The sequence below is a fragment of the Roseomonas alba genome, from assembly GCF_019430885.1.
GTDB classification, from domain to species: Bacteria; Pseudomonadota; Alphaproteobacteria; order Acetobacterales; family Acetobacteraceae; genus Neoroseomonas; species Neoroseomonas alba.
On record NZ_JAHYBZ010000006.1, the window covers coordinates 234,087 to 256,316 of the forward strand.

General features: G+C 69.0%; 21 protein-coding genes and 1 tRNA gene. 6 read left to right on the forward strand and 16 right to left on the reverse strand.

Annotated features, from left to right (window positions below; all coding sequences use genetic code 11):
• Positions 1–19 precede the first annotated feature (19 nt).
• The 6 genes from KPL78_RS17920 to ssb all read right to left on the reverse strand — a co-directional run bounded on the left by KPL78_RS17920 (position 20) and on the right by ssb (position 5,162).
• Positions 20–95: transfer RNA gene (locus tag KPL78_RS17920), tRNA-Lys, on the reverse strand.
• Between the two features lie 44 nt (positions 96–139).
• Complete coding sequence (locus KPL78_RS17925) at positions 140–643, reverse strand: peptidylprolyl isomerase (protein ID WP_219764350.1); 504 nt, start codon at positions 641–643, stop codon at positions 140–142.
• A gap of 10 nt (positions 644–653) precedes the next feature.
• Positions 654–1,244 carry a peptidylprolyl isomerase gene (locus KPL78_RS17930; protein ID WP_219764351.1) on the reverse strand — a complete coding sequence of 197 codons (591 nt, stop codon included), beginning with the start codon at positions 1,242–1,244 and terminating at the stop codon, positions 654–656.
• 14 nt (positions 1,245–1,258) lie between these two features.
• Positions 1,259–1,768: a pantetheine-phosphate adenylyltransferase gene (gene coaD, locus KPL78_RS17935; protein WP_219764352.1), complete on the reverse strand. Its 510-nt coding sequence runs from the start codon at positions 1,766–1,768 to the stop codon at positions 1,259–1,261.
• Positions 1,765–4,515: a DNA gyrase subunit A gene (gene gyrA, locus KPL78_RS17940; RefSeq protein WP_219764353.1), complete on the reverse strand. Its 2,751-nt coding sequence runs from the start codon at positions 4,513–4,515 to the stop codon at positions 1,765–1,767. The genes coaD and gyrA overlap by 4 nt, the downstream gene beginning before the upstream one ends.
• A 113-nt stretch (positions 4,516–4,628) precedes the next feature.
• Positions 4,629–5,162, reverse strand: a complete 534-nt coding sequence (gene ssb / locus KPL78_RS17945; RefSeq protein ID WP_219764354.1) for a single-stranded DNA-binding protein — start codon at positions 5,160–5,162, stop codon at positions 4,629–4,631.
• A 234-nt stretch (positions 5,163–5,396) separates the two neighbouring features.
• Between ssb and uvrA the strand changes: the two genes are divergently transcribed.
• Entirely contained in the window at positions 5,397–8,255 is a 2,859-nt protein-coding gene (gene uvrA / locus KPL78_RS17950; RefSeq protein WP_219764355.1) for an excinuclease ABC subunit UvrA, read from the forward strand.
• Here the strand turns inward: uvrA and KPL78_RS17955 are convergent, their stop codons facing one another.
• From KPL78_RS17955 to KPL78_RS17970, 4 genes are all read right to left on the reverse strand, one after another.
• Positions 8,256–9,383, reverse strand: coding sequence for a glycosyltransferase family 2 protein (locus KPL78_RS17955; RefSeq protein WP_219764356.1), 1,128 nt, complete (start codon positions 9,381–9,383; stop codon positions 8,256–8,258).
• A gap of 53 nt (positions 9,384–9,436) precedes the next feature.
• Positions 9,437–10,231, reverse strand: coding sequence for a hypothetical protein (locus KPL78_RS17960; protein ID WP_219764357.1), 795 nt, complete (start codon positions 10,229–10,231; stop codon positions 9,437–9,439).
• A gap of 14 nt (positions 10,232–10,245) precedes the next feature.
• Entirely contained in the window at positions 10,246–10,869 is a 624-nt protein-coding gene (locus tag KPL78_RS17965; protein ID WP_219764358.1) for a hypothetical protein, read from the reverse strand.
• A 75-nt stretch (positions 10,870–10,944) separates the two neighbouring features.
• A complete protein-coding gene (locus KPL78_RS17970; RefSeq protein WP_369412776.1) occupies positions 10,945–11,754 on the reverse strand; it encodes a squalene/phytoene synthase family protein in 810 nt (269 codons plus the stop codon).
• A 125-nt stretch (positions 11,755–11,879) separates the two neighbouring features.
• Between KPL78_RS17970 and KPL78_RS17975 the strand changes: the two genes are divergently transcribed.
• Both KPL78_RS17975 and KPL78_RS17980 read left to right on the forward strand, forming a co-directional pair.
• Entirely contained in the window at positions 11,880–12,521 is a 642-nt protein-coding gene (locus KPL78_RS17975; RefSeq protein ID WP_219764359.1) for a superoxide dismutase, read from the forward strand.
• 71 nt (positions 12,522–12,592) lie between these two features.
• Positions 12,593–13,138 (forward strand): hypothetical protein, encoded by a 546-nt coding sequence (locus KPL78_RS17980; RefSeq protein ID WP_219764360.1) that lies wholly within the window; start codon positions 12,593–12,595, stop codon positions 13,136–13,138.
• Between the two features lie 12 nt (positions 13,139–13,150).
• Here the strand turns inward: KPL78_RS17980 and KPL78_RS17985 are convergent, their stop codons facing one another.
• Together KPL78_RS17985 and yajC are read right to left on the reverse strand one after the other, a co-directional pair.
• Positions 13,151–14,971 carry a response regulator gene (locus KPL78_RS17985; protein ID WP_219764361.1) on the reverse strand — a complete coding sequence of 607 codons (1,821 nt, stop codon included), beginning with the start codon at positions 14,969–14,971 and terminating at the stop codon, positions 13,151–13,153.
• Positions 14,972–15,174: 203 nt separating this feature from the next.
• Positions 15,175–15,528 (reverse strand): preprotein translocase subunit YajC, encoded by a 354-nt coding sequence (gene yajC, locus KPL78_RS17990; protein WP_219764362.1) that lies wholly within the window; start codon positions 15,526–15,528, stop codon positions 15,175–15,177.
• Between the two features lie 89 nt (positions 15,529–15,617).
• On the opposite strand from yajC, the gene KPL78_RS17995 reads away from it, so the two are divergent.
• Genes KPL78_RS17995 through KPL78_RS18005 form a run of 3 tightly spaced genes read left to right on the forward strand, consistent with a single transcriptional unit; the run spans position 15,618 to position 18,201 of the window.
• Positions 15,618–16,484 carry an ATP-binding protein gene (locus KPL78_RS17995; protein WP_219764363.1) on the forward strand — a complete coding sequence of 289 codons (867 nt, stop codon included), beginning with the start codon at positions 15,618–15,620 and terminating at the stop codon, positions 16,482–16,484.
• 25 nt (positions 16,485–16,509) lie between these two features.
• The gene (rpiA, locus tag KPL78_RS18000) at positions 16,510–17,205 is read left to right on the forward strand and encodes a ribose-5-phosphate isomerase RpiA (protein ID WP_219764364.1); all 696 of its coding nucleotides are present in this window, start codon (positions 16,510–16,512) and stop codon (positions 17,203–17,205) included.
• 27 nt (positions 17,206–17,232) lie between these two features.
• Positions 17,233–18,201: an MBL fold metallo-hydrolase gene (locus tag KPL78_RS18005; protein ID WP_255569161.1), complete on the forward strand. Its 969-nt coding sequence runs from the start codon at positions 17,233–17,235 to the stop codon at positions 18,199–18,201.
• On the opposite strand, the gene serS is transcribed toward KPL78_RS18005, so the two are convergent.
• The 4 genes from serS to KPL78_RS18025 all read right to left on the reverse strand — a co-directional run bounded on the left by serS (position 18,185) and on the right by KPL78_RS18025 (position 22,097).
• On the reverse strand, positions 18,185–19,453 hold the full coding sequence (gene serS, locus KPL78_RS18010; RefSeq protein WP_219764365.1) for a serine--tRNA ligase: 1,269 nt from the start codon (positions 19,451–19,453) through the stop codon (positions 18,185–18,187). The two genes, KPL78_RS18005 and serS, sit on opposite strands and share 17 nt — an antisense overlap.
• A 78-nt stretch (positions 19,454–19,531) precedes the next feature.
• Positions 19,532–20,329, reverse strand: coding sequence for a twin-arginine translocase subunit TatC (tatC, locus tag KPL78_RS18015; protein ID WP_408904488.1), 798 nt, complete (start codon positions 20,327–20,329; stop codon positions 19,532–19,534).
• A gap of 12 nt (positions 20,330–20,341) precedes the next feature.
• Positions 20,342–20,965 (reverse strand): Sec-independent protein translocase protein TatB, encoded by a 624-nt coding sequence (tatB, locus tag KPL78_RS18020; protein WP_219764366.1) that lies wholly within the window; start codon positions 20,963–20,965, stop codon positions 20,342–20,344.
• An 88-nt stretch (positions 20,966–21,053) separates the two neighbouring features.
• The gene (locus KPL78_RS18025; protein WP_219764367.1) at positions 21,054–22,097 is read right to left on the reverse strand and encodes an ABC transporter ATP-binding protein; all 1,044 of its coding nucleotides are present in this window, start codon (positions 22,095–22,097) and stop codon (positions 21,054–21,056) included.
• Between the last annotated feature and the right edge of the window lie 133 nt (positions 22,098–22,230).

The window sequence follows — 22,230 nt, forward strand, 5'->3', positions numbered from 1 at the left end:
GGACGCCGTCACGAAATCCTGGTGTGCCCGCCGGGACTCGAACCCGGGACCCCATGATTAAAAGTCACGTGCTCTACCGGCTGAGCTACGGGCACGCCTGGACCCGGCGCCGGGTCGTTATGCGCCGGGGGTATTAGCCTCAGGCGGCGTCGGACGCCACCTTCAAGCTGCGGATCTTGTCCGGCCCCTGCACCATGCCGGACATGCCTGCACCGCGCTTGATCTTGTCGATCGCGTCCATCCCGGCGGTCACCTGCCCCCAGATGGTGTACTGGCCGTCAAGGCTCGGCGCCGGCGCGAACATGATGAAGAACTGGCTGTTCGCGCTGTTCGGGTCCTGGGTGCGTGCCATGCCGCAGGTGCCGCGCTGGAACCGCGCGACGGAAGGCTGGCTGAACTCCGCCTCGATGTCCGGCAGCTCCGATCCGCCGCGGCCGGTGCCCGTCGGGTCGCCGCCTTGGGCCATGAAGCCCTCGATCACGCGATGGAAGGGCACGTCGTTGTAGAAGCCCTGGCGCGCCAGGGTCTTGATCTGCTCGACATGCTTCGGCGCCAGATCGGGCCGCAGCGCGATAGTGACGGTGCCGTGCTCGAGCTCGAGGATCAGCGTGTTCTCGGGGTCGGGAGTCGTGGTCTCGCTCATGGCGCAGTCCTCAGCGGATGTCGGCCGCGATGCGGGCCGAACGGATGCGGTCGGGGTTGGTCACGGTGCCGGAGCCCGGCGCGCCGCGCTTGATCTTGTCCACCGCATCCATGCCGGAGATCACCCGGCCCCAGATGGTGTACTGGCCATCCAGGCTCGAATTCGGCGCGAACATGATGAAGAACTGGCTGTTCGCGCTGTTCGGATCGGCGGTGCGCGCCATGCCGACCGTGCCACGGAGGAAGCGCGCGCGTGACGGCGGGCTGAACTCGGCCCGTAGATTCGGCAGACGCGAACCGCCCGTGCCGGTGCCGGTGGGATCGCCGCCCTGCGCCATGAAGCCCTCGATCACGCGATGGAAGGGCGTGTTGTCGTAGAAGCCCTGGCGGGTCAGCGTCTTGATGCGCTCGACATGATTCGGCGCGAGCTCCGGCAGAAGCTGAATGCGCACCTCGCCCGAGGGGATCTGCAGCACCAGGATGTTTTCAGGATCCGGCGGAGTGGCCGGGGCGGCGGTCTGCGCGCGAGCGGGCTGGTCCTGCGCACAGGCGGCAAGGCCGAGGACGGCGACACCGCCGCCGAGGAGGGTCCTGCGATCCATGACTGGCTTTCCCTTCAGGCTTGTGTGGGGCGCAGCTTGGCAAGCGTGCGCTCAAGTGTGGTGCGCGGCACGAAGGAGGAGATATCCCCCCCGAGCCGCGCGATCTCTTTCACGAGGCGCGAGGCGATGAACTGGTTCGTCTCCGAGGCCATCAGGAACACCGTCTCGATCTCCTGGTCGAGGCGGCGGTTCATGCCCACCATCTGGAATTCGTAGTCGAAATCCGCAACCGCGCGCAGGCCGCGGATCATCATCTTCGCGCCGACCGATCGCGCGAAGCTCACGAGCAACCCCTCGAAGGCCTGCACCTCGATCACCGTGCCGTCGCGCTCGGCGATCAGCGCGGTCTCGGCCTTTACCAGCGCCACGCGCTCCTCAAGCTCGAAGAGCGGCCCCTTGCCGATGTTGATGGCGACGCCGACGACCAGCCTGTCCACCAGCCGCGCGGCGCGGCCGATCACGTCCAGGTGGCCGTTCGTCACCGGATCGAAGGTGCCCGGATAGAGGGCGATGCGTTCGGTCATGGGGTATCCGTCGTTTCCTCGGGCGACGTTTCCTCGCCGCCCTCATCCTCATCGGCGACGGGAAAGCAGGAGATGACCCGCTCGCCCTCGGCCAGACGCATCAGCGTTACGCCCATGCCCTGCCGGCCCGTGATGCGCACCGCATCCGCCTCGATGCGGATGAGCTGGCCGCCATCGGTAACGAGCATCAGATGGTCGCCGGCGCGCACGGGGAAGGTCCCGACGACCTCGCGCCCCGTGCGTTTCGACAGGGTGATGCCCGTGATCCCCTGTCCGCCACGGCCCGTGACGCGGTATTCGTGCGAGGAGGTCCGCTTGCCGAAGCCGCCATCGGTGACGGCAAGGATGATCTCCTCGGCCTCCGCCAGTGCATCAAAGCGTTCGGGCGTCAGCGCGATGTCGGCAACCGGTTCCTCGCTGTCCTCGGCCGGCGCGGCCTCGGCCTCCTCGTCGGCAGCGCGACGGCGGGCGGCGGCGGCCTTGAGATAGGCGGCGCGCTCATCCGGCGTCGCATCGCTGTGACGCAGCACCGACAGGGCGATGACGCTGTCGCCCTGGGCCAGGCGGATGCCGCGCACGCCGGTGGAATCGCGCCCGGCGAACAGGCGCAGCGTATCGGGTTCGGCCTGGAAGCGGATCACCTTGCCACTGCGCGTGGCGAGCAGCACGTCGTCACCCTCGCGGCAGGTCGCCACGCCGACCAGGCTGTCGCCCTCATCCAGCTTCATCGCGATGAGGCCCGAGGAGCGGACATTCTTGAAGTCCGACAGGCGGTTGCGGCGGACATTGCCCTGCACCGTCGCGAAGACCAGATGCAGCCCATCCCACAGCGATTCGTCGAGCGGCAGCGGCAACACCGCCGTGATGCTCTCCTCCTCCTGCAACGCCAGCACCTGGCGCAGCGACCGCCCGCGGCCCGTGGCGCCGCCTTCCGGGAGTTGCCAGACCTTCTCGCGGAAGGCCATGCCGCGGCTGGTGAAGAACAGCACGAACTGATGGGTATGCGCGACGAAGGACCGGATGACGACATCATCCTCCCGCGTCCCCGCACCGGTGCGCCCCTTCCCCCCGCGCCCCTGGGCGCGGAAGGTGTCGAGCGGCGTGCGCTTCACATAGCCGTCGCGCGTCAGCGTGACGACCATGGTGCCGGGTTCGATCAGGCTTTCGTCATCGACATCGGCGAGGCCATCGACGATCTGCGTCATGCGTGGGGAGGCGATCTCGGCGCGCACCGCGCGCAGCTCCTCGGTCATCACCTCCATGCGGCGGGGATGGGAACCGAGGATGTGCAGCAGCTCGCGGATCTTCTCCCCGACCTCGCCGAGTTCGTTGGTGATCTTCTCGCGCTCAAGGCCGGTCAGGCGCTGCAGGCGCAGTTCCAGGATGCCGCGCGCCTGTTCCTCGGTCAGCCGCACCGTGCCTTCGGGCGTGATCACGTTGCGGTAGTCGTCGACCAGTTCCAGCAGCACGCCGACATCGCCCGCCGGCCAGTCGCGTTCCATCAGTGCGACGCGCGCGGTGGCGCCGTCGGCGCTGGCACGGATGACGCGGATCACTTCGTCGATGTTCGCAACGGCGATGGCGAGGCCGATCAGCAGATGCCCGCGTTCACGCGCCTTGTTCAGGCGGAAGCGCGACCGGCGGAGGATCACCTCCTCGCGGAAGCCGATGAACGCCATCAGCGCGTCCTTCAGCCCCATCTGCTGCGGACGCCCATTGTGCAGGGCGAGGAAGTTCACCGCGAAGGAGGTCTGCAGCGAGGTCATGCGGTAGAGCTGGTTCAGCACCACCTCCGCCGTCGCATCGCGCTTCAGCTCGATGACGATGCGCATGCCCGACCGGTCGGATTCGTCGCGCAGGTCGGAAATGCCCTCGATCGCCTTGGCACGCACCAGCTCGGCGATCTTCTCCAGCAGCGTGGACTTGTTGACCTGGTAGGGGATCTCGGTGACGGCGATGGCCTGGCGGCCGCCGCGCATCTCCTCGATCTCGGCGCGCGCGCGCAGCGGGATGGAGCCCCTGCCCGTCTCGAAGGCCGCGCGGATGCCGGAACGCCCGAGGATCAGCCCGCCGGTCGGGAAATCCGGCCCCGGGATGATCTTCATCAGATCTTCGAGCGTCAGCGAATTGTCCGCGACGAGGGCGAGCGTCGCGTCGATCACCTCGGTCGGGTTGTGCGTCGGGATGTTGGTCGCCATGCCGACGGCGATGCCGCCCGCGCCATTGACCAGCAGGTTCGGGAAGGCGGCCGGCAGGACGCGCGGTTCATCCGCACTCTCATCGTAGTTCGGCTGGAAATCGACGGTGTCCTCGTCGATGCCCTCCAGCAGCGCCATGGCGGAAGGCGCCAGACGCGCCTCGGTATAACGCATCGCCGCCGGCGGATCGCCGTCGACCGAGCCGAAATTGCCCTGCCCGTCGATCAGCGGCACGCGCAGCGAGAAAGGTTGCGCCATGCGCACCATGGCGTCGTAGATCGCCGCGTCGCCATGCGGGTGATACTTACCCATGACGTCGCCGGTCACGCGCGCCGACTTGCGGTACGGCTTGTCGGGCGTGAACCCGCTTTCGTGCATCGAGAACAGGATGCGCCGGTGCACCGGCTTCAGACCGTCGCGCGCATCCGGCAGGGCGCGCGAGACGATCACGCTCATCGCGTAGTCGAGGTAGGAGCGGCGCATCTCCTCTTCGAGCGCGACGGGTGTCGTGTCGATCGGGGGCTCGCCGGGGGTGCTGGGGTCGCTCACGCGCTGGGGCTCGATCCGGTCATGGGGTGGGCGCGGCAAAGCGGCCGCGCCGGGGTTCTGGGCGCCATAGGCACCGTGCGGCGGCCGCAGTCAACCGCCGCGCGGGCCTTGTTTCAGAAGGGAATTTCGTCGTCGAGGTCGGTCTTCTTGGAATCCCATCCCCCGCCGCCGCCGCTGCTGCGGGCGGCGCCACCGCCGCCGGAGCGGCTGCCGCCCTCGTAGCCGCCACGCGATCCGCCGCCAGCGCCGCCCATCGGGCGTTCCGAATAGCCAGCGTCATCGCCGGCACCGCCGCCCGACCCGCGCCCACCGACAAGCTGCAGCTCGCCGCGGAACTGGCGCAGCACGATCTCGGTCGTGTAGCGCTCCTGCCCGCTCTGGTCCTGCCACTTGCGGGTCTCGATCTGGCCCTCGATGTAGACCTCGCTGCCCTTGCGCAGATACTTCTCAGCCACCTCGCCCAGGCGTTCGTTGAAGATGGCGACGGCGTGCCACTCCGTCCTCTCCTGCTGGTTGCCTTCGCGGTCCTTGTATCGCTCGGAAGTAGCGATGCGCAGGTTCACGACCTTGCCACCGTTCTGGAAGTTGCGGACTTCCGGATCGCGGCCCAGCCGCCCGAGAATGATCGCCTTGTTGACGCCCGCCATGCCTGCCGATTCCTGGGGATTTTTGAGCCGAAGAGCATAGCCGTTTCAGCGCGTGACGGCCAGTCCTGCCCCTCCGGCGGATCATCCGCGCGACGGACCAGGACGGCGAGCGGCCGGAACGACCGCATCGCAACATCCCCTTCCCTTCCAGGCCGTCCCGGCTCATATATGAAAAGAACATCACCGGAACATCACCGGCCGGCTCCGCCGCGCCAGGTTCGGAGCCCCCCCTGCATGACCGGCCAGATCCGTATCCGCGGCGCGCGCCAGCACAATCTCAAGGACGTCGATCTCGACATCCCCCGCGACACGCTGACCGTCGTCACCGGCCTGTCGGGATCGGGCAAATCCTCGCTCGCCTTCGACACCATCTATGCCGAGGGCCAGCGCCGCTACGTCGAATCGCTCTCGGCCTATGCGCGGCAGTTCCTGCAACTGATGCAGAAGCCCGATGTCGATTCGATCGAGGGCCTGTCGCCGGCCATCTCCATCGAGCAGAAGACCACCAGCCACAATCCGCGATCCACGGTCGGCACGGTCACCGAGATCCACGACTACATGCGCCTGCTCTGGGCGCGCGCCGGCGTGCCCTATTCCCCCGCCACGGGCCTGCCGATCGAGGCCCAGACCGTCTCCCAGATGGTCGATCGCGTGATGGCGATGCCGGAAGGAACGCGCCTGCTGCTGCTCGCCCCCATCGCCCGCGGCAAGAAGGGCGAGTTCAGGAAGGAGATCGCGGAGCTCCAGCGCCGCGGCTTCGAGCGCGTGAAGGTGAACGGCGAACTCTACCTGATCGGTGAGGCGCCGAAACTCGACAAGAAGCTGAAGCACGACATCGAGGCGGTGATCGACCGCATCGTGGTACGGGAGGGCATCGCATCGCGCCTCGCGGACAGCTTCGAGACGGCGCTCGGCCTGTCGGACGGCATTGCCTATGCCGAGAATGCCGACACCCAGGAACGCACGGTGTTCAGCGCGAAATTCGCCTGCCCCGTCAGCGGCTTCACCATCGAGGAGATCGAGCCCCGGCTGTTCTCCTTCAACTCCCCGCACGGCGCCTGCCCGGCCTGCGACGGACTGGGCACGGAGACCTTCTTCGATCCGCAGCTTGTCGTGCCGCAGGATGATGTCTCGCTGAAGGATGGTGCGGTCGCGCCCTGGACCGGGGTGCAGTCGCCCTACTACACGCAGACGCTGGACAGCCTGGCGAAGCACTTCAAATTCGCCATGACGACGCCCTGGCAGGACATCCCGGCCGCGGTGCGCAAGCAGATCCTGTTCGGCACCGATGACGTGGTGACCCTGCGCTACAAGGATGGCTTGCGCGCCTATGAGGTGAAGAAGCCCTTCGAGGGTGTGATCCCCAACCTCGAGCGCCGCTTCAAGGAAAGCGACAATCCCTGGGTGCGCGAGGACTTGTCCCGCTACCAGGCGCAGAAGCCCTGTGCCGTCTGCGCCGGATACCGGCTGAAGCCGCAGGCGCTATCGGTTAAGATCGCCGGCAAGCACATCGGCGAGGCCTCCGAGCTGTCCATCCGCCGGTCGCGCGACTGGTTCGCGACGGTGATGGAGACGCTGACCCCGCAGCGCCAGGAAATCGCGCGGCGCATCCTGCGCGAGATCGAGGAACGCCTGCAGTTCCTGGTCGATGTGGGGCTGGACTATCTCTCGCTCGGCCGTTCGTCAGCCACGCTGTCGGGCGGCGAATCCCAGCGCATCCGGCTGGCCTCGCAGATCGGGTCCGGGCTGACGGGCGTGCTGTATGTGCTGGACGAGCCCTCCATCGGCCTGCATCAGCGCGACAATGAACGCCTGCTCGGGACGCTGCGGCGCCTGCGCGACCTCGGCAACACCGTGCTGGTCGTGGAACACGATGAGGACGCGATCCGCCAGGCCGACTACCTGGTCGATATCGGTCCGGCCGCGGGCAAGGGCGGCGGGCGCGTCATCGCCCAGGGCACGCCGGCCGAGGTCGCGGCCAACCCCGCCTCCATCACCGGCCAATATCTCTCGGGCGCGCGGCGCATCGAGGTGCCGGCGACCCGCCGCAAGCCTGACCGCAAGAAGCAGCTCAAGGTCATCGGCGCGACCGGCAACAATCTGAAGAACCTGTCGGCCGCCATCCCGCTCGGCACCTTCACCTGCGTCACCGGCGTCTCGGGCGGCGGCAAGTCGACCCTGGTGATCGAGACGCTCTACAAGGCGGCCTCCCGCCGCCTGATGGGCGCGGCCGAGGTCCCCGCCCCGCATGACCGCATTGAGGGGCTGGAGCATCTCGACAAGATCATCGACATCGACCAGTCGCCAATCGGTCGCACGCCGCGGTCGAACCCCGCGACCTATACGGGGCTATTCGGGCCGATCCGCGACTGGTTCTCCGAAATGCCGGAATCCCGGGCGCGCGGCTACAAGGCCGGCCGCTTCAGCTTCAACGTCAAGGGTGGCCGCTGCGAGGCCTGCCAGGGCGACGGCGTCATCAAGATCGAGATGCACTTCCTGCCCGACGTCTACGTCACCTGCGACACCTGCAAGGGCAAGCGCTACAACCGCGAGACGCTGGAGGTGAAGTTCCGCGGCAAGTCCATCGCCGACGTGCTGGACATGACGGTGGATGAGGGCGTGGAGTTCTTCTCCGCCGTGCCCTCCATCCGCGACAAGCTCTCCGTCCTGCGCGATGTCGGCCTCGGCTACATCCATCTCGGCCAGCAGGCGACGACGCTGTCGGGTGGCGAGGCGCAGCGCATCAAGCTGTCGAAAGAACTCTCCCGCCGTGCCACGGGCCGCACGCTCTACATCCTCGACGAACCCACCACCGGGCTGCATTTCGAGGATGTGCGCAAGCTGCTCGAAGTGCTCCACGCCCTGGTGGAACAGGGCAACACGGTCGTGGTGATCGAGCACAACCTCGAAGTCATCAAGACCGCCGACTGGGTGCTGGATCTGGGGCCGGAGGGCGGTGAAGGCGGCGGGCGGCTGATCGCCGAAGGAACGCCGGAGGACATCGCCGCGGTCGCCGAAAGCCATACCGGCCGCTTCCTCGCCCCCCTGCTGGAACGCGTCGAGGTCAAGCCGGCCAAGCGCCGCCGCGCCTGATCACGGGCCGGTCTGGCGCCGGAAATCCTTCATGCGGACGATCTCGCGCCGCAGGGCGCGGATCGTCGTCTTGCCCGCATGCCGGGCCATCACGGCGGGCGGCACCTGCCGCAGGTCCAACAGCAGGTGCCACAGCGCCGCGATGTCCGCCTCGGTCGCCAGCCGGTCGGGGTCGTCCTGCCGGGCTTCCAGCCGCGCGATCGTCGGTTCCAGAGTGTCGCGCCGCCAGGCGGCCAGCCGATGGCGCGCCGTCTCGGCGATGCGCGCGACCTGCTCGCCGCGCAGGGGGCGGAAGGTGAAGCGCTCCGCCTCGGCCCAGCGCATCCCCTCGAAGCCCAGATCGGCGAAGATCTTCTGGTTGAAGTGCTCCCCCTCGCGGCCGATGTAGCGCCCGAAGCAGACCGTCGTGCCGAGCCGCGCCAGGCCAAGTTCGCCACAGGCGAGTTCGGAGGCGGCATCCTGGCTCACCCCGCCCACCGCCAGTTCGCGGTCCCGCCACAGGCGGAACAGGCGCAGCCGGTTGCGGGCGCGATAGTCGTTGCGCCGGATCTCCTCCCACCAGACGGCGTTGCGCTCGATGATACGGCGCCACGCCGCGCGCCGCAGGCCGAAGCCCCAGTGATGGCCGAGCTGACGCAGCCCCACCTCGGGCCCGGGCTCGGGCTCAGGCTGCGAGCCATAGGGTGCGAAGTAGCCGACCTGGTCGGCGAAGGGTTCGGTCGCCGCGCGCATCGCCTCCAGCGCCGCGAGGTAGAGCGGGCCGGGTTCGAGATCGTCCTCGAAGAAGTAGCCGGTGTCGCAGTCCAGCGTCTCGAAGACGTGACGCTGGCCGCGCAGGATATTCTCGGCGATGCCAAGATTATGCGGCGAGGCCAGCACCTCGCCCTGCGGGAAATGATGCCGGAAGACCTCGACGCTACGCCGCAGCTTCGCCGGCTCCGCGTGACGGTGGCCCGTGCGCCGGGACACGCCGCCGTCCTGGGCCAGGATCACCCGCGCCGGATCGACCGTCACCTGGGTCTGCGCCAGCAGTCCGCGGCACAGAACCTCCAGATAGTCGGGACGGTCGAAGGAGAAGATCACGATCGGCACCGGGCAAAGCCCCGGCGGCACACCCTCGATGATCATCCTGCCTGTCCCGCGCACTGTTCCGGCCATGCTTCTCAGGCCGGGCCCGGCCGTCAAGTCGGCGGCAGCCCGCCGGCCTGACGCACCCGGGCACGTTCCTCCGCGCTCAGCGTCACGAAGCGCAGCTTCTCATCCAACGGAAAGGCCGCACCGCCTTCCGTCGGCCGCAACGCCAGCACCATCCCGCGCTGCGCATCGATCACGAAGGGCTTGTCCTTCTTGCGCACCGGCCATTCGAAGGTGGCGCCGCGTTCGTCCTGCACGCGCCAGCTCGGCCCCGTTCCCCAGCCGGCGAAGCGGACCGGCACGGGTTCCAGCGGACGGCCGGACAGTGCCTTCACCTCGCGCGCCTTGCCCTGGCCCTTGGTGGCCGCGACGATCAGCCCGCCGATCAACAGGATCGCGAAGACCACGCCGCCGGCCGCGGTCAGCATGCGGTTCGTCAGGCGCTCCAGCCCTAGATCGGTGCTGACCAGGCCCGGCCGCGCGGGATCCATCATCGGAATGACCGACCAGGACCCCATATGCGGTTCGACGAACATGTAGGACAGCTTGCGCGACCCCTGCCCGTCCTTGCCGCGCCAAGTCAGCGTGACCTCGCAATCCTGGAACAGGAACATGCGGGATCGGCAGCGGCCATCCGTCACCCGCACCTGCGGTGCTGGCACCGCGGCATCGCGGATGGCGAGATCGTCCCGGATCTCCGGCACGATCTGCACGGCGACGAGCGCGAGGAAGCCGCCGAACAGCACCAGGCCGAGCAGCGCCATCAGCCAGGCCCCGATCGATCCCCGGCCGGGCTTCAGGGTCAGCGGACGTCGCGGAAAGGCAGCGAGGACGGGATGCATCGTCGGGCTCCGGGTCAGGGCATCGGGAAGGGAATCGGCGCGAAGCCACCATCGCGTAGCGAGGACCATTGCGTCAGCGGCATCTTCGGCAGCACGTCGAAGCAGGCGAGCGCGATCGGCGAGGGCTTCCACGCCGCGAAGTCGCGCAGGCCGGGGATGAAGTTCTGCGAGATCTCGTAGCCGCCATACCAGGCCATGGGCACGCCCTGCTTCTCGCGCACCGCCGGGTCGGGGTCCTCCATCACCGGGAAGCCGCGCCCGTTCCAGGCGCGCAGCGTGTCGCGCACGATCACCCAGAACAGTGTGTCCGCCACGCCGAAATCCGGCGTCAGGGCGAGCTTCATACGCACCATCTGGCTGATCCCGGTGCCGGAATCCTCGCTGCGCCCCGCGATCTCGTGGAAGGTGCTGCTGGTCATCCACCAGGGCGAGGTCAGGTTCACCCAGTCGGGGACCGGATTGCCTTTGTCGTCCACCGAATGGCCGATGCGAATCAGCACCTGGCCGGGCCGGATCTTGACCTGCTGGGGGAAGGAAATGCCGCCGCGGGCCGCCCTTGCGGACGGGTTCCAGCCCTGCGCGAAGGCGAGGTTCCTATCGCCCGTCGTGCCGCCGAACTCAGCATCGTTCGCTGCCATGATCCGAATCTCCTGGTCGTCAGTCGCAGTGGCGCGCTTGCTACTGCGGGTCCGGCGATCGGGCGACGAAGTGGATCACACGCGATGCCGCAGCCCCGCCCAGGAGACGGCGAGGCGATCGCCGAGGCCGCGTTCCCCCGTCGCCTGACCGCGGGCGAGCCGGGCAAGATCGCGCCGCGCCAGCACGGCGGGCAGCGCGGCGGCGATGGCTTCGGCCGGCACGTCACGCCGTGCGTCGGCCAGCGCGGTCAGGCCCTCCGCCGCCATCTCCCGGACCAAGGCTGCGACCGGCGGGGAATCGGGGGCGGCGATGGCGTCCTCGGCCGTCAGGCCAGCGGCCGCCAGCCGGTCGGCCGGCAGCAGGCAGCGGCCCTGCGCCGCATGGACCGGAATGCTGCGCAGCACGCCGGCGAGGCCATAGGCGGCTCCGAGGGCACGCAGCACCTCGCAGGCTTCCGGCGCGGCGCCCAGCAGGCGCCCGGCCACCGCCGACCAGCCCCCCGCCGTCCCCCGCAGCCAGGTCACGAAATCCTGTTCGGTGGCGAGGCCGCCCTCCTCCGTCTCCGCTTCCCGCGCGTCGATCAGGCCGAGAAGCGCATCGGGATCGAGCGCGCCATCGGTCACGGCATCGTGCAGCGGCCCGGCGACCTCATGCCGTCGCGCCGGGCGGCCGCTGCGCGCCTCCTCCACCGCGTCACGCCACCATTGCAGGCGGATCAGCGCGGCGAGCGGGTTGCTCGCGGCCTCCCGCGCCCGCGCCAGCTCGTGGTTCAGGGCGATCAGGGCGAAGACCGCCTCGCGCCGCGCCTCAGGCGCGAACAGGGCGCAGAGGAAGCGATCGGGGTCGTGTGTGCGCGCGAAGGCGCCGATGGCGGAAAGGCTCACGGGCAGCGATATGCGGGCTGCCGTCGCGCAAAGGAAGCCCGCACGCGGTTGACGCGCGATAAGCCGCCGCCTACCTCGGCCAGGAGGCGCGGCCCGCGCTTCGTCCGACGATCGGGAGAGACCCCATGGCCTTCAGCCTTCCCCCTCTGCCCTATGCCACCGGCGCGCTCGCCGCCAACGGCATGTGCCAGGAGACGCTCGAACTCCACCACGGCAAGCATCACAACGCCTATGTCACCGCGCTGAACGGCTTCATCGAGAGCAAGGGCCTCGGCGGCAAGTCGCTCGAGACCATCGTGGCCGAGGCCGGCAAGGCCGGCGCCGACGGCCTGCCCGTGCTGAACCAGGCTGGCCAGCACTACAATCACTGCCTGTTCTGGAACGTGATGGCGCCGGGTGGCGCGCATGGCGAGAGCCTGCCCGCCGCGCTCGCCGCGAAGATCGACAGCGACCTCGGCGGCCTCGCGAAGTTCAAGGAGGACTTCAAGGCCGCCGGCGCGACGCAGTTCGGCTCGGGCTGGGCCTGGCTGATCATCGGCACCGACGGCAAGCTGAAGGTGACGAAGACCCCGAACGGCGCGAACCCGATCTCGACCGGCGAAGGCAAGCCGATCCTCGGCGTCGATGTGTGGGAGCACGCCTACTACCTCGACTTCCGCAACGTGCGCCCGAACTACCTGGCGAACTTCCTCGACAAGCTGGTGAACTGGGACGTTGTCGCCGATCTGATGGGCAAGGGTGGCTTCACCTCCGGCCAGTCGGCCTGATCCGTCACGGATCGGCAGGAATCGGGCGCCGGGGACTTCCCTGGCGCCCTTTTCGTTTGCAGGACGCCGCGATGCGCCGCCGCCTTGCGCTGATGCTGGCCTTCGCTGCGGTGCCGGCCGCCTCGCAGGGTGTCGCCTTTCCCCTGGGTGACCCGGCGGCGCTGGGTGCGGCGTTGCAGCGGCATTTCAACGAACCCCTGCGCGTCGAGGAGATCCGCCGCTTCGGTCCGGTCGCCGCCCTGCGAGTCTTCTTCGCGCGCCGCGCGAACAGCAATGAGCAATGGCTCGTCATCCTGCGCGAGAGCCACGTCGTCGCCGTGATGGACGAGGCGAGACGGTTGGCGCGCGAGATTCAGGCCAACCTGCTGGCGGCGCATCCCGACGCGCTGCTCGATGTCGGTACCCAGGCCTTCATCCGGCAGCGCAGCCTGCCCGAAGGCGGGCAACGCCTGGTCTTCGCCTTGCCGGTGCTCGACGGCTGCCGCGCCTGCGCCGTCATCGGCATCGCGCGCATCGCCCTCGATGCGGGGGCCGATGGCGCCTGGCGCGGCGCGGTCGGCCTCGGCACCGTGCCGGCAACGACGGGTCAGGGCTGGACCGCCGATCCGCGGCTGTAGGGCCGGAATCGGTCAGACGCGCACCCGCGTCGCCTCGGCAATGGCCAGCAGCAGCGACATGCGGTCGATGGGCTTCGAGACATGACCGTCCATGCCGGCCTCGAGGCAGGCGCGCACCTCGTCCGGCGCGGCCTCGGCGGTCAGGGCGATGATGGGCAGTTGCCCCGCCGGCGCGGGCAGCGCGCGGATGCGCGCGGTCGTGGCGAAGCCGTCCATCCCGGGCATGTGGATGTCCATGAGCACGACGTCCGGCAGCGGCCCGCTCTCGATCGCCGCGATCGCCGAAGGACCGTCGGCGTAGCAGGCGACCTTGTGGCCGGCCTGCTTCAGCAGAGCCTCCGCCACCATGCGGTTGGCGGCGATGTCGTCGACCACCAGGATCCGCAGGCCATCGGCCGGCAGGACCGGTTCCGCGGCCGGCTTTTCGGCGGCCATCGCCAGCGTGGCGACGACCAGCGGCAGGGTGATGACGAAGCTGCTGCCGGCCCCGTCCGGCCCCGGCGCATAAGCCGCCTGCCCGCCCATCGCCCGCGCCAAGGCGGCGGTGATGGCAAGGCCGAGACCCGTTCCCTCCGTCCCCGCGGCATCGGCGCCCATGCGCTCATAATCCTGGAACAACCGGGCGCGCTGCGCCTCCGGAATACCGGGCCCGTTGTCGGTGACGATGAGCGCGAGCATCGCCGGTCCCGCGCTCGCGGCCAGGGTGACGGAGCCGCCTTCCGGCGTGAACTTCACGGCGTTGCCGAGCAGGTTCAGCAGGATCTGGCGGATGCGCACCGGATCGAGCATCAGCGACGCGGGCAGAGAGGAGCGGAGTTGCACGTCGAGGGTGATGCCCTTCGCCATGGCGGCGGGGCGGACCAGCTCGACCGCCTCATCCAGCAGCCCGCCGAGTTCCACCGGACGCGGCGCCAGTTCGAGCCGCCCGGCCTCGACCCGCGCGAGGTCGAGCACGTCGTTGACAATCGCGACGAGGTGCCGCCCGGCGCGTTCGAGCGTCGCGGCATGCTCGCGCCGCCCGGGATCGAGCCCGGGATCGCGCGCGAGGAGCTGCGCCATGCCGAGCACCGAATTGAGCAGCGTGCGCAGCTCGTGGCTCATGCGCGCAAGGAAGCGCGACTTCTCCTCGCTCGCCTTCTCCGAGGCATCGCGCGCCGCGGCCATCGCGGCATTGGAGCGAAGCTGCGCCTGTTCCTTGGCGAGGGCGACAAGCAGCATCGCGATGCCGACGACGACCACGACGGAGATCAGGGATATGACGGCGAACCAGCCCGTCTCCGACGGCAGGCGATGGCCGCGCTCCTGGACCGGCAGCACAATCATCAGCGGCGTCCGCGCAGCGTGCAGCACGCCGTTGAGCATCAGTAGCGCGGCGAGAGGCCGTTGCGAGGGCAGTGGCCGGCTGATCCTTCCGCGCCACACCTCGATGCCCGCGGCGATGCAGTAGCAGCCGGTGACGGCGGACATCACCGCCACGCGCCCCGGCAGGCTGTCGTAGATCGCCGGCACCTGGCAGCTCGCCAGCCAGGCCGCCGCGCCGAGGAAGGTCAGGCCCGGCCGCAGCGGCCGCTGCTCGAACTGGCGCATGCTGCACCAGATCATCCCGTAGGCGACGGCGATCAGGGTGTTCGCGGCGTCGATCGAGATCCAGTTCGGCAGGGAGCCTCGGCCGGAGAGCAACAGCGTCCCGACCGCCCCGACCAGGTAGGCCCCACCGATGGTCGCCAGGGCACGCTGCTCACGATCCTGCCGCCAAAGCCAAAGCTGCAGGCACCCCAGGAACAGGGCGAGCACACAGGCAACAGCGAAAACGGTGGGCGGGTGAATCGACATGCACGCGGTCCGGCAGGAGAGTGGCCGAATATAAACCTTTCGTCACCCCGATCATACGCAGGACAACGCATGCACGTCTAGGCAATCCGATATGCACGCAGTGATGGCAGGCACCCTCCCTGCCACCCCAGCTGTTGCCAAGTCGCCGTGTCCCCGGCAGCCGGACGACCCCGTCGGGCCATCCGCCTGCGGGAGCAGGCGCGTCAGGCCGCCTTCTGGTCGTTCGCCGCCTGCGGGCGGATCACGCTGGTGATGGTGCCGCGCACCAAGTTGACGCGAACATTCGGGGCGATCTCCGCCTCGATCTCGTCCGAGCCTTCCTTGACCTTGGTGATGGTCGCGATGATGCCGCCAGCGGTGACCACACGGTCATTCCGCTTGAGCTGCGTCAGCATCTCGCGATGATCCTTCATCTTCTTCTGCTGGGGGCGGATCAGCAGGAAGTAGAAGACGACGAAGATCAGCACCAGCGGCATGATCTGCATGACGATGCCCGCAGCGCCGCCGGCGGCGGCGTCCTGGGCATGCGCGACCGAGATCGCGAAGGGATTCCACATGGTTCTGCTCCGTTTCCCGGCGTGACGGCGCGGAACCTAGCGGCCCACCCCTTCCCGTCAATAGCGTCCCGTCCTATGCCGCAGAAACCATGGAAGACGCGTCCTTGATCCCCGTTCTGACCCGCATCGCCGAGGCGCTCGAACGCCTCGCCCCGCCGCCGGCCTCGGCACTCGACCTCACGGCGGCGGATGCCTTCGTCTGGCATCCCGAACCGCCGCGCCCGCACTTGGCGCCGGTTCCAAAGGTCGCCGCCGTGCCCATCGGGCTGCTGCGCGGGGTCGAGCGGCAGAAGGACCTGCTGATGGACAACACGCTGCGCTTCGCGCGCGGCTTCAGCGCCAACAACGCCATGCTCTGGGGTGCCCGCGGCACCGGCAAGTCGTCCCTGGTCAAGGCCGCGCACACCGCCGCCAATGCCGAGCTCCCCGGCAGCCTAGCCCTGATCGAGATCCACCGCGAGGACATCAGCACCCTGCCCGAGCTGCTCGGGCAGCTTCGCCTCCAGCCCCGCCGCTGCCTGGTCTTCTGCGACGACTTGTCCTTCGAGAAGGATGACGCCGACTACAAGGCGCTGAAATCGGTGCTGGACGGCGGCATCGAGGGCCGGCCGGCCAATGTCCTGTTCTACGCGACGTCGAACCGCCGCCACCTCATGTCGCGCGACATGATCGAGAATGAGCGCAGCACCGCCATCAACCCGCATGAGGCGGTCGAGGAGAAGGTATCCCTGTCCGACCGCTTCGGCCTATGGATCGGCTTCCACAACGCGGACCAGCCGACCTTCTTCGCGATGATCGAGGGCTATGCGGCGCATTTCGGCCTGCCCATCTCGACCGAGGCGCTGCACGCGGAGGCGGTGGAATGGTCGGTGACGCGCGGCGGGCGATCGGGGCGCGTGGCGTGGCAGTTCATCCAGGACCTTGCCGGGCGGCTGGGCGTGAGGATCGACGCCTGATGCCCGGCACGAAGGCGTGGGGCGCATGACAGACGCCGAGCGGCAGAAGCAGGCGGTCGGGCAGGCCGCCGCGGAACTGGTCCGCAACGGCATGGTGGTCGGCCTCGGGACGGGCTCGACGGCCAAATGGTTCGTCGAGGCCGTGGCCGCGCGCAAACTGGACCTTTCCTGCGTGCCGACATCGGTGGAAACCGCACATCTCGCCACACGTCTCGGCCTGCGCCTGATCGAGATGGATGCGGTCGAACGGATCGACATCACCGTGGACGGTGCCGACGAGATCGGGCCCGACCTCGCTCTGATCAAAGGCGGCGGCGGGGCCCTGCTGCGGGAGAAACTGGTCTGGGCAGTCTCCGATCGCTGCGTCGTCATCGCCGATGGCAGCAAGCATGTCGCGCGCCTGGGGGCCTTTCCCCTGCCGATCGAGGTGGTTCCCTTCGGCCATCGGACGACGGCGGCGCGCATCCGTGACGTGCTGCACGCCAGCGGCATCGACGGCCCGCTCCGCCTGCGGATGGATGGGTCCGTCCCGAGGGTCACCGACAACGGCAACCTGATCTACGACGCGCAGTGCGGCGCGATCGACGATCCCGGAACGCTCGCCGCGCGCCTGAAGGCGACGACGGGGGTCGTCGAGCATGGGATCTTCTTCGGCATGGCCACGGAGGGCCTGCTCGGGACGGATGGCGAGGTGCGGCGCCTCACCAGGTCTCGTCCGTGACCTCGGATCGGACCGGACACGCGAGCCATGCCCGGTGGGGATGACGCGCCCCGGGGTGCGGATGGCCGTTTCCGCAACCCCGACGGCTCACATGCCGGCAAGCGCCTGACCGAGGTGCTGAAGCTCATGGTCGGCGGCGACGGCGCGCGCTGGCCGCGCCGGATCACCGATCCGCCGCAGCCACCGCCGGCCCCGCCGCCGCCAGGACATGTCGCGATCACCGCCATCGGCCATGCCAGCTTCTGCATCGCCATCGACGGCGGCCCGGTACTGCTGACCGACCCGGTCTGGAGCGAACGCGCCAGCCCCTTCCGCGCCATCGGCCCGCGCCGGGCGCGCGCTCCCGGCCAGGCGCTCGACGCGCTGCCCCGGGCCGACGCGGTGTTGCTGTCGCATTGCCACTACGATCATTGCGACATCGGGACACTGCGGCAGCTGGTGCGGATGGGTGCACCGCCGGTCGTCACCGGCCTCGGCAATGCCGCACTTGTGCGGCAGTCGGGGCTGGAGGAGGTCGCGGAACTCGACTGGTGGCAGGCGCACACCCTGCCCGGCGGCCACCGCATCACCTATCTGCCCATGCACCATGGCTCCGCGCGGACGCTCTGGGACGCCTGCCGGCGGCTCTGGGGCGGCTTCGCCATCGAGAGCGTCAACGGCGCACGGGTATTCTTTTGCGGCGACAGCGCCTGGGGTCCGCATTTCGCCGAAATCGGCGAACGCCTTGGCCCCTTCGATGCCGCGCTGGTGCCGATCGGCGCCTATGACCCGCGCTGGTTCATGTCATCCGTCCACATGAATCCAGAGGAAGCGATGCAGGCCCATCACGCGCTGCGGGCGCGGACGTCCATCGCCATGCATTTCGGCGTCTTCAAGCTGACGCGCGAGCCGATCGACGAGCCGCCGCAACGCCTGCGCGCGCTGCGCGGGGATGCCGATTTCCGCATCCCCGCTTTCGGCGAGACGATCAGCGTCCCCTTCAGCCGATCTTGCTGACGCCGCCCATGAAGGGCAGCAGCACGTCCGGGATGCGGATCGACCCGTCTTCCTGCTGATAGGTCTCCATCACCGCGATCAGCGCGCGGCCGACGGCAACGCCCGACCCGTTCAGCGTGTGGACGAAGACATTGCCCTTGCCTTCCTTGGGCTTCATGCGCGCGTTCATGCGACGCGCCTGGAAGTCCCGGCAGTTGGAGCAGGAGGAGATCTCCCGCCACGCCTGCTGGCCCGGCAGCCAGACCTCCAGGTCATAGGTCCGCGCCGCGCCGAAGCCGGTATCGCCAGAGGACAGAATGATCCGCCGCCAGGTCAGGCCGAGATCGGTCAGCACGCGCTCGGCGCAGCGCGTCATGCGCTCATGCTCGGCGGCCGATTCGTCCGGGGTGGTGATGGAGACCATCTCCACCTTCCAGAACTGGTGCTGGCGCAGCATGCCGCGCGTGTCACGCCCGGCGCTGCCGGCCTCGGACCGGAAGCATGGCGTCAGCGCCGTCATGCGCATCGGCAACTGGGCCTCGGGGATGATCTCGTCGCGCGCGAAGTTCGTCAGCGGCACCTCGGCGGTGGGGATCAGCCAGCGCTCGTCGGTGGTGCGGAACAGGTCCTCGGCGAATTTCGGAAGCTGGCCCGTGCCGTACATGGTCGCGTCGTTGACCAGCAGCGGAACCGACGTCTCGCTGTAGCCATGCGCGTCCGTGTGCAGGGTGATCATCCACTGCCCCAGCGCACGTTCCAGTCGCGCCAGCACACCCTTCAGCACGGTGAAGCGCGACCCGGCGAGTTTGGTCGCCGTGGCGAAATCCATCAGCCCGAGCGCCTCGCCGAGCTCGAAATGCTGCTTCGGCAGGAAGGGGTAATTCGGGATGTCGCCATGCTGGTGCAGAACGACATTGGCGGATTCATCCGCGCCGTCCGGCACCTCGGCATCCAGCAGGTTGGGCAGGGCTTCGAGCAGCGTGGTCTGCTCGCGCTCCGCCTCCGCTGCCACGGCGTCGAGGGCGGCCATCTCGTCGCGCAACGCCACGGCCTCGGCTTCCAGCGCGGCGGTGTCGCCGCCCTGGCGCTTGGCCATGCCGATTTCCTTGGCGATGGCGTTGCGCCTGGCCTGCTTCTCCTGCAACGCGGTCTGCGCCGTGCGGCGTGCTTCATCGCTCGCCAGGATCGCCGTGGAGAGGGGCGCTATGCCCCGTCGCGCCAGCGCCGCGTCGAAAGCCGCGGGATCTGCCCGCACCGCCCGGATGTCATGCATCGCGAAAAAGCCCTTTGAAGACCCGAACCCGTGAACTGTGGAACGGCCCCGCCGCAACGGGGCCAAGGCGTCACAGGGTCAACTCTGGTCCACCTGCTTCGGCGTCATCCACCGCGCGGCCCAGATCGAGATCTCGTAGAGCAGGATCAGCGGCACGGCGAGGCCGATCTGGCTGACGATGTCGGGCGGCGTCAGCACCGCCGACACCACGAACATGATCACCACGGCGTAGCGCCGGCCCTTGCGCAGGCTGTCGGGGCTCAGGATGCCGACGCGGCACAGCAGCGTCAGCAGCACCGGCAGCTGGAAGGCGATGCCGAAGGCCAGGATCATGTGCATGACGAGGGAGAGGTACTCGCTCACCTTCGGCAGCAGGTCGACCGAGGCGCCGTCCCACCCGCCCGGTGGGGTCGCGAAGCCGGCGAGGAAGCGCCAGGCCAACGGGAAGATGAAGTAGTAGGCGAGTGCCGCCCCCAACACGAAGAGGAAGGGCGACGCAATCAGGAAGGGCAGGATCGCCCGCTTCTCCGACCGGTACAGCCCCGGTGCCACGAACAGCCAGAGCTGCGTCGCCCACATCGGGAAGGACAGGAACACCGCGCCGAAGAAGGCCACCTTCAGATAGGTGACGAAGGCTTCCAGCAGGTGGGTGAAGATCAGCCGAGGGTTGGAATGCCCCAGGTCCCGCATGACGTGGATCAGCGGTTCGGCCAGGAAGAAGTAGATCGGCTCGGCGAAGTAGTAGCACCCCGCGAAGGCGATCAGGAACGCAGCCACCGACCAGAGCAGCCGCGTGCGCAGCTCCTTCAGGTGGTCCATCAACGGCATGGGCTTGTCGTGGATGGGATCGTCGTCTTCGGTGGTGTCGGTAGCCAATGAACCGGTCGCCTACACGCTCGGGGTGGTGGGGGCCGGCCGCGGCGGCTCAGCCGGGGTGGCGGGCGACGGATCGGGCACGGCGACAACCGGCGTCGCGGCGGCGGAGGTCGCCTCCGGGGTCGCCACGGCTGGCATCGCGGGGGCGGAGATCACTTCGGGCACCGGCTCCTCCGGCGGCACGAAGGCCGGCGCGGGGGCGGGCTTCGGCGGCGGGGGCGGCGCGGCCCAGCGCGCCACGTCGGGCGGCACGAAGGCGGGCGCGTTCTCGGGCACCGGCGGCGGTTCATAGGCCGGCGGCGGCGTGTAGGTGGACCCGCTGCCCATCAACGGTTCCTGGAACGCCTTGGTCACGGACCCGTCGGCGTCCACCGCCTTCTGGATCTGGCCCTTGATGTCGAAGCTGCGGATCTCGCTGATCGTGTTGCGCACATCCGCGATCTGGTTGCGCACGTCCTCGAGCTTCGCCTCGCGGACCAGCTCATCCGCCTGCTGCTGGAATTCGGTGAATTTCCGGCGCAGGGACTGGATGCCCCGCGCCAGGCCCTTGATGGCGTCGGGCAGGTCCTTGGGCCCGATGACGACGAGCGCCACCACGGCAATCAAGGCGATCTCTGACCAGTCGAGCCCTAGCATGCGTTCCCTTGTCCCCCGGCGTTCCTGCCGGCAGGGGACGCCCCGTTAGCAGGAAGCCGGCCAATCGCCAATGCGCCGGACCCCTTATCTAGGGAGCCTCGGGCGGAAAGACGAAGGCCCGCTCGGGGTCAATTCCAACCGTTACGTATTCTCCACGTACCAGCCGGCGTCCCGGAGGCAGCCGCGCATGCAGATGCACGAGGCCTCCGGCCCCGTCCGGCAGCGCCAGATGGACCAGCGTGGTCGCGCCGAGCAGGCGGCACGCCTCGACCTGCGCCTGCGGCGCGGAGTCGGCGCCGAGGCGCAGCCCCTCGGGCCGCACCAGCACTTCGGCCGCGCCCTCGGCCAGGTCCGGTGCGGGCAAGGCGCCCAGCGCCGTTTCCGCCTGTCCGCCGGCGATGCGCGCCGGCAGCCGGTTCACCTCACCGAGGAAAGTCGCGACGTAGCGGTCCACGGGGGCGAAGTAGAGCGTCTCGGGCGCGCCGAGCTGGAGGATCCGCCCTTCCCGCATCAGGGCGATGCGGTCGCCCATGAACATCGCCTCCTCCGAATCGTGGGTCACCAGCAGGGTAGCGATGCCGGAGGATTGCAGAACGTGCAGCGTGTCGTCGCGCACCTGCTCCCGCAGCCGGGCATCGAGGCTGGCGAAGGCCTCGTCCAGCAGCAGCACGGAGGGCCGCGGGGCCAACGCGCGCGCCAGCGCCACGCGCTGCTGCTGCCCGCCCGAGAGCATGTGCGGGAAGGCGTCGCGATGGCTCTCCAGCCCCACTCGGGCGAGCGCATCAGTGACGCGTTCCGCGCGCTCCCCGCGCGGGGCGAAGCGCAGGCCGAAGGCGATGTTCTCGGCCACCGTCAGATGGGGGAACAACGCGTAGTCCTGGAAGACGAAGCCGACGCCGCGGCGTTCCGGCGGGACTTCGCGGCCCGGTTCGGCGATCAACTGCCCGCCGAGCTCGATGCGGCCCTGTTGCAGCGGTTCGAGCCCCGAGGCCAGGCGCAGCAACGTCGTCTTGCCGCAGCCGGAAGCGCCGAGGAGGCAGACGATCTCGCCCGGGGCGACGGACAGGTCGATGCCGCGCAGGACGGGGTTGTCGCCATAGGCGTGGTGGATTGTGTGGAAAACCAAGGACATCGCTGAGCCTTACGGGCGCACGGAGAGGGGCTTGGCCCCCCTCCGGACCTCCCCCCGCCAAAGGCCGAAAGGCCTTTGGAAACCTCGACCGGCTGCCGAGCGCGGCGGGATCGTCTGTGCGCCGGCGGTCGTA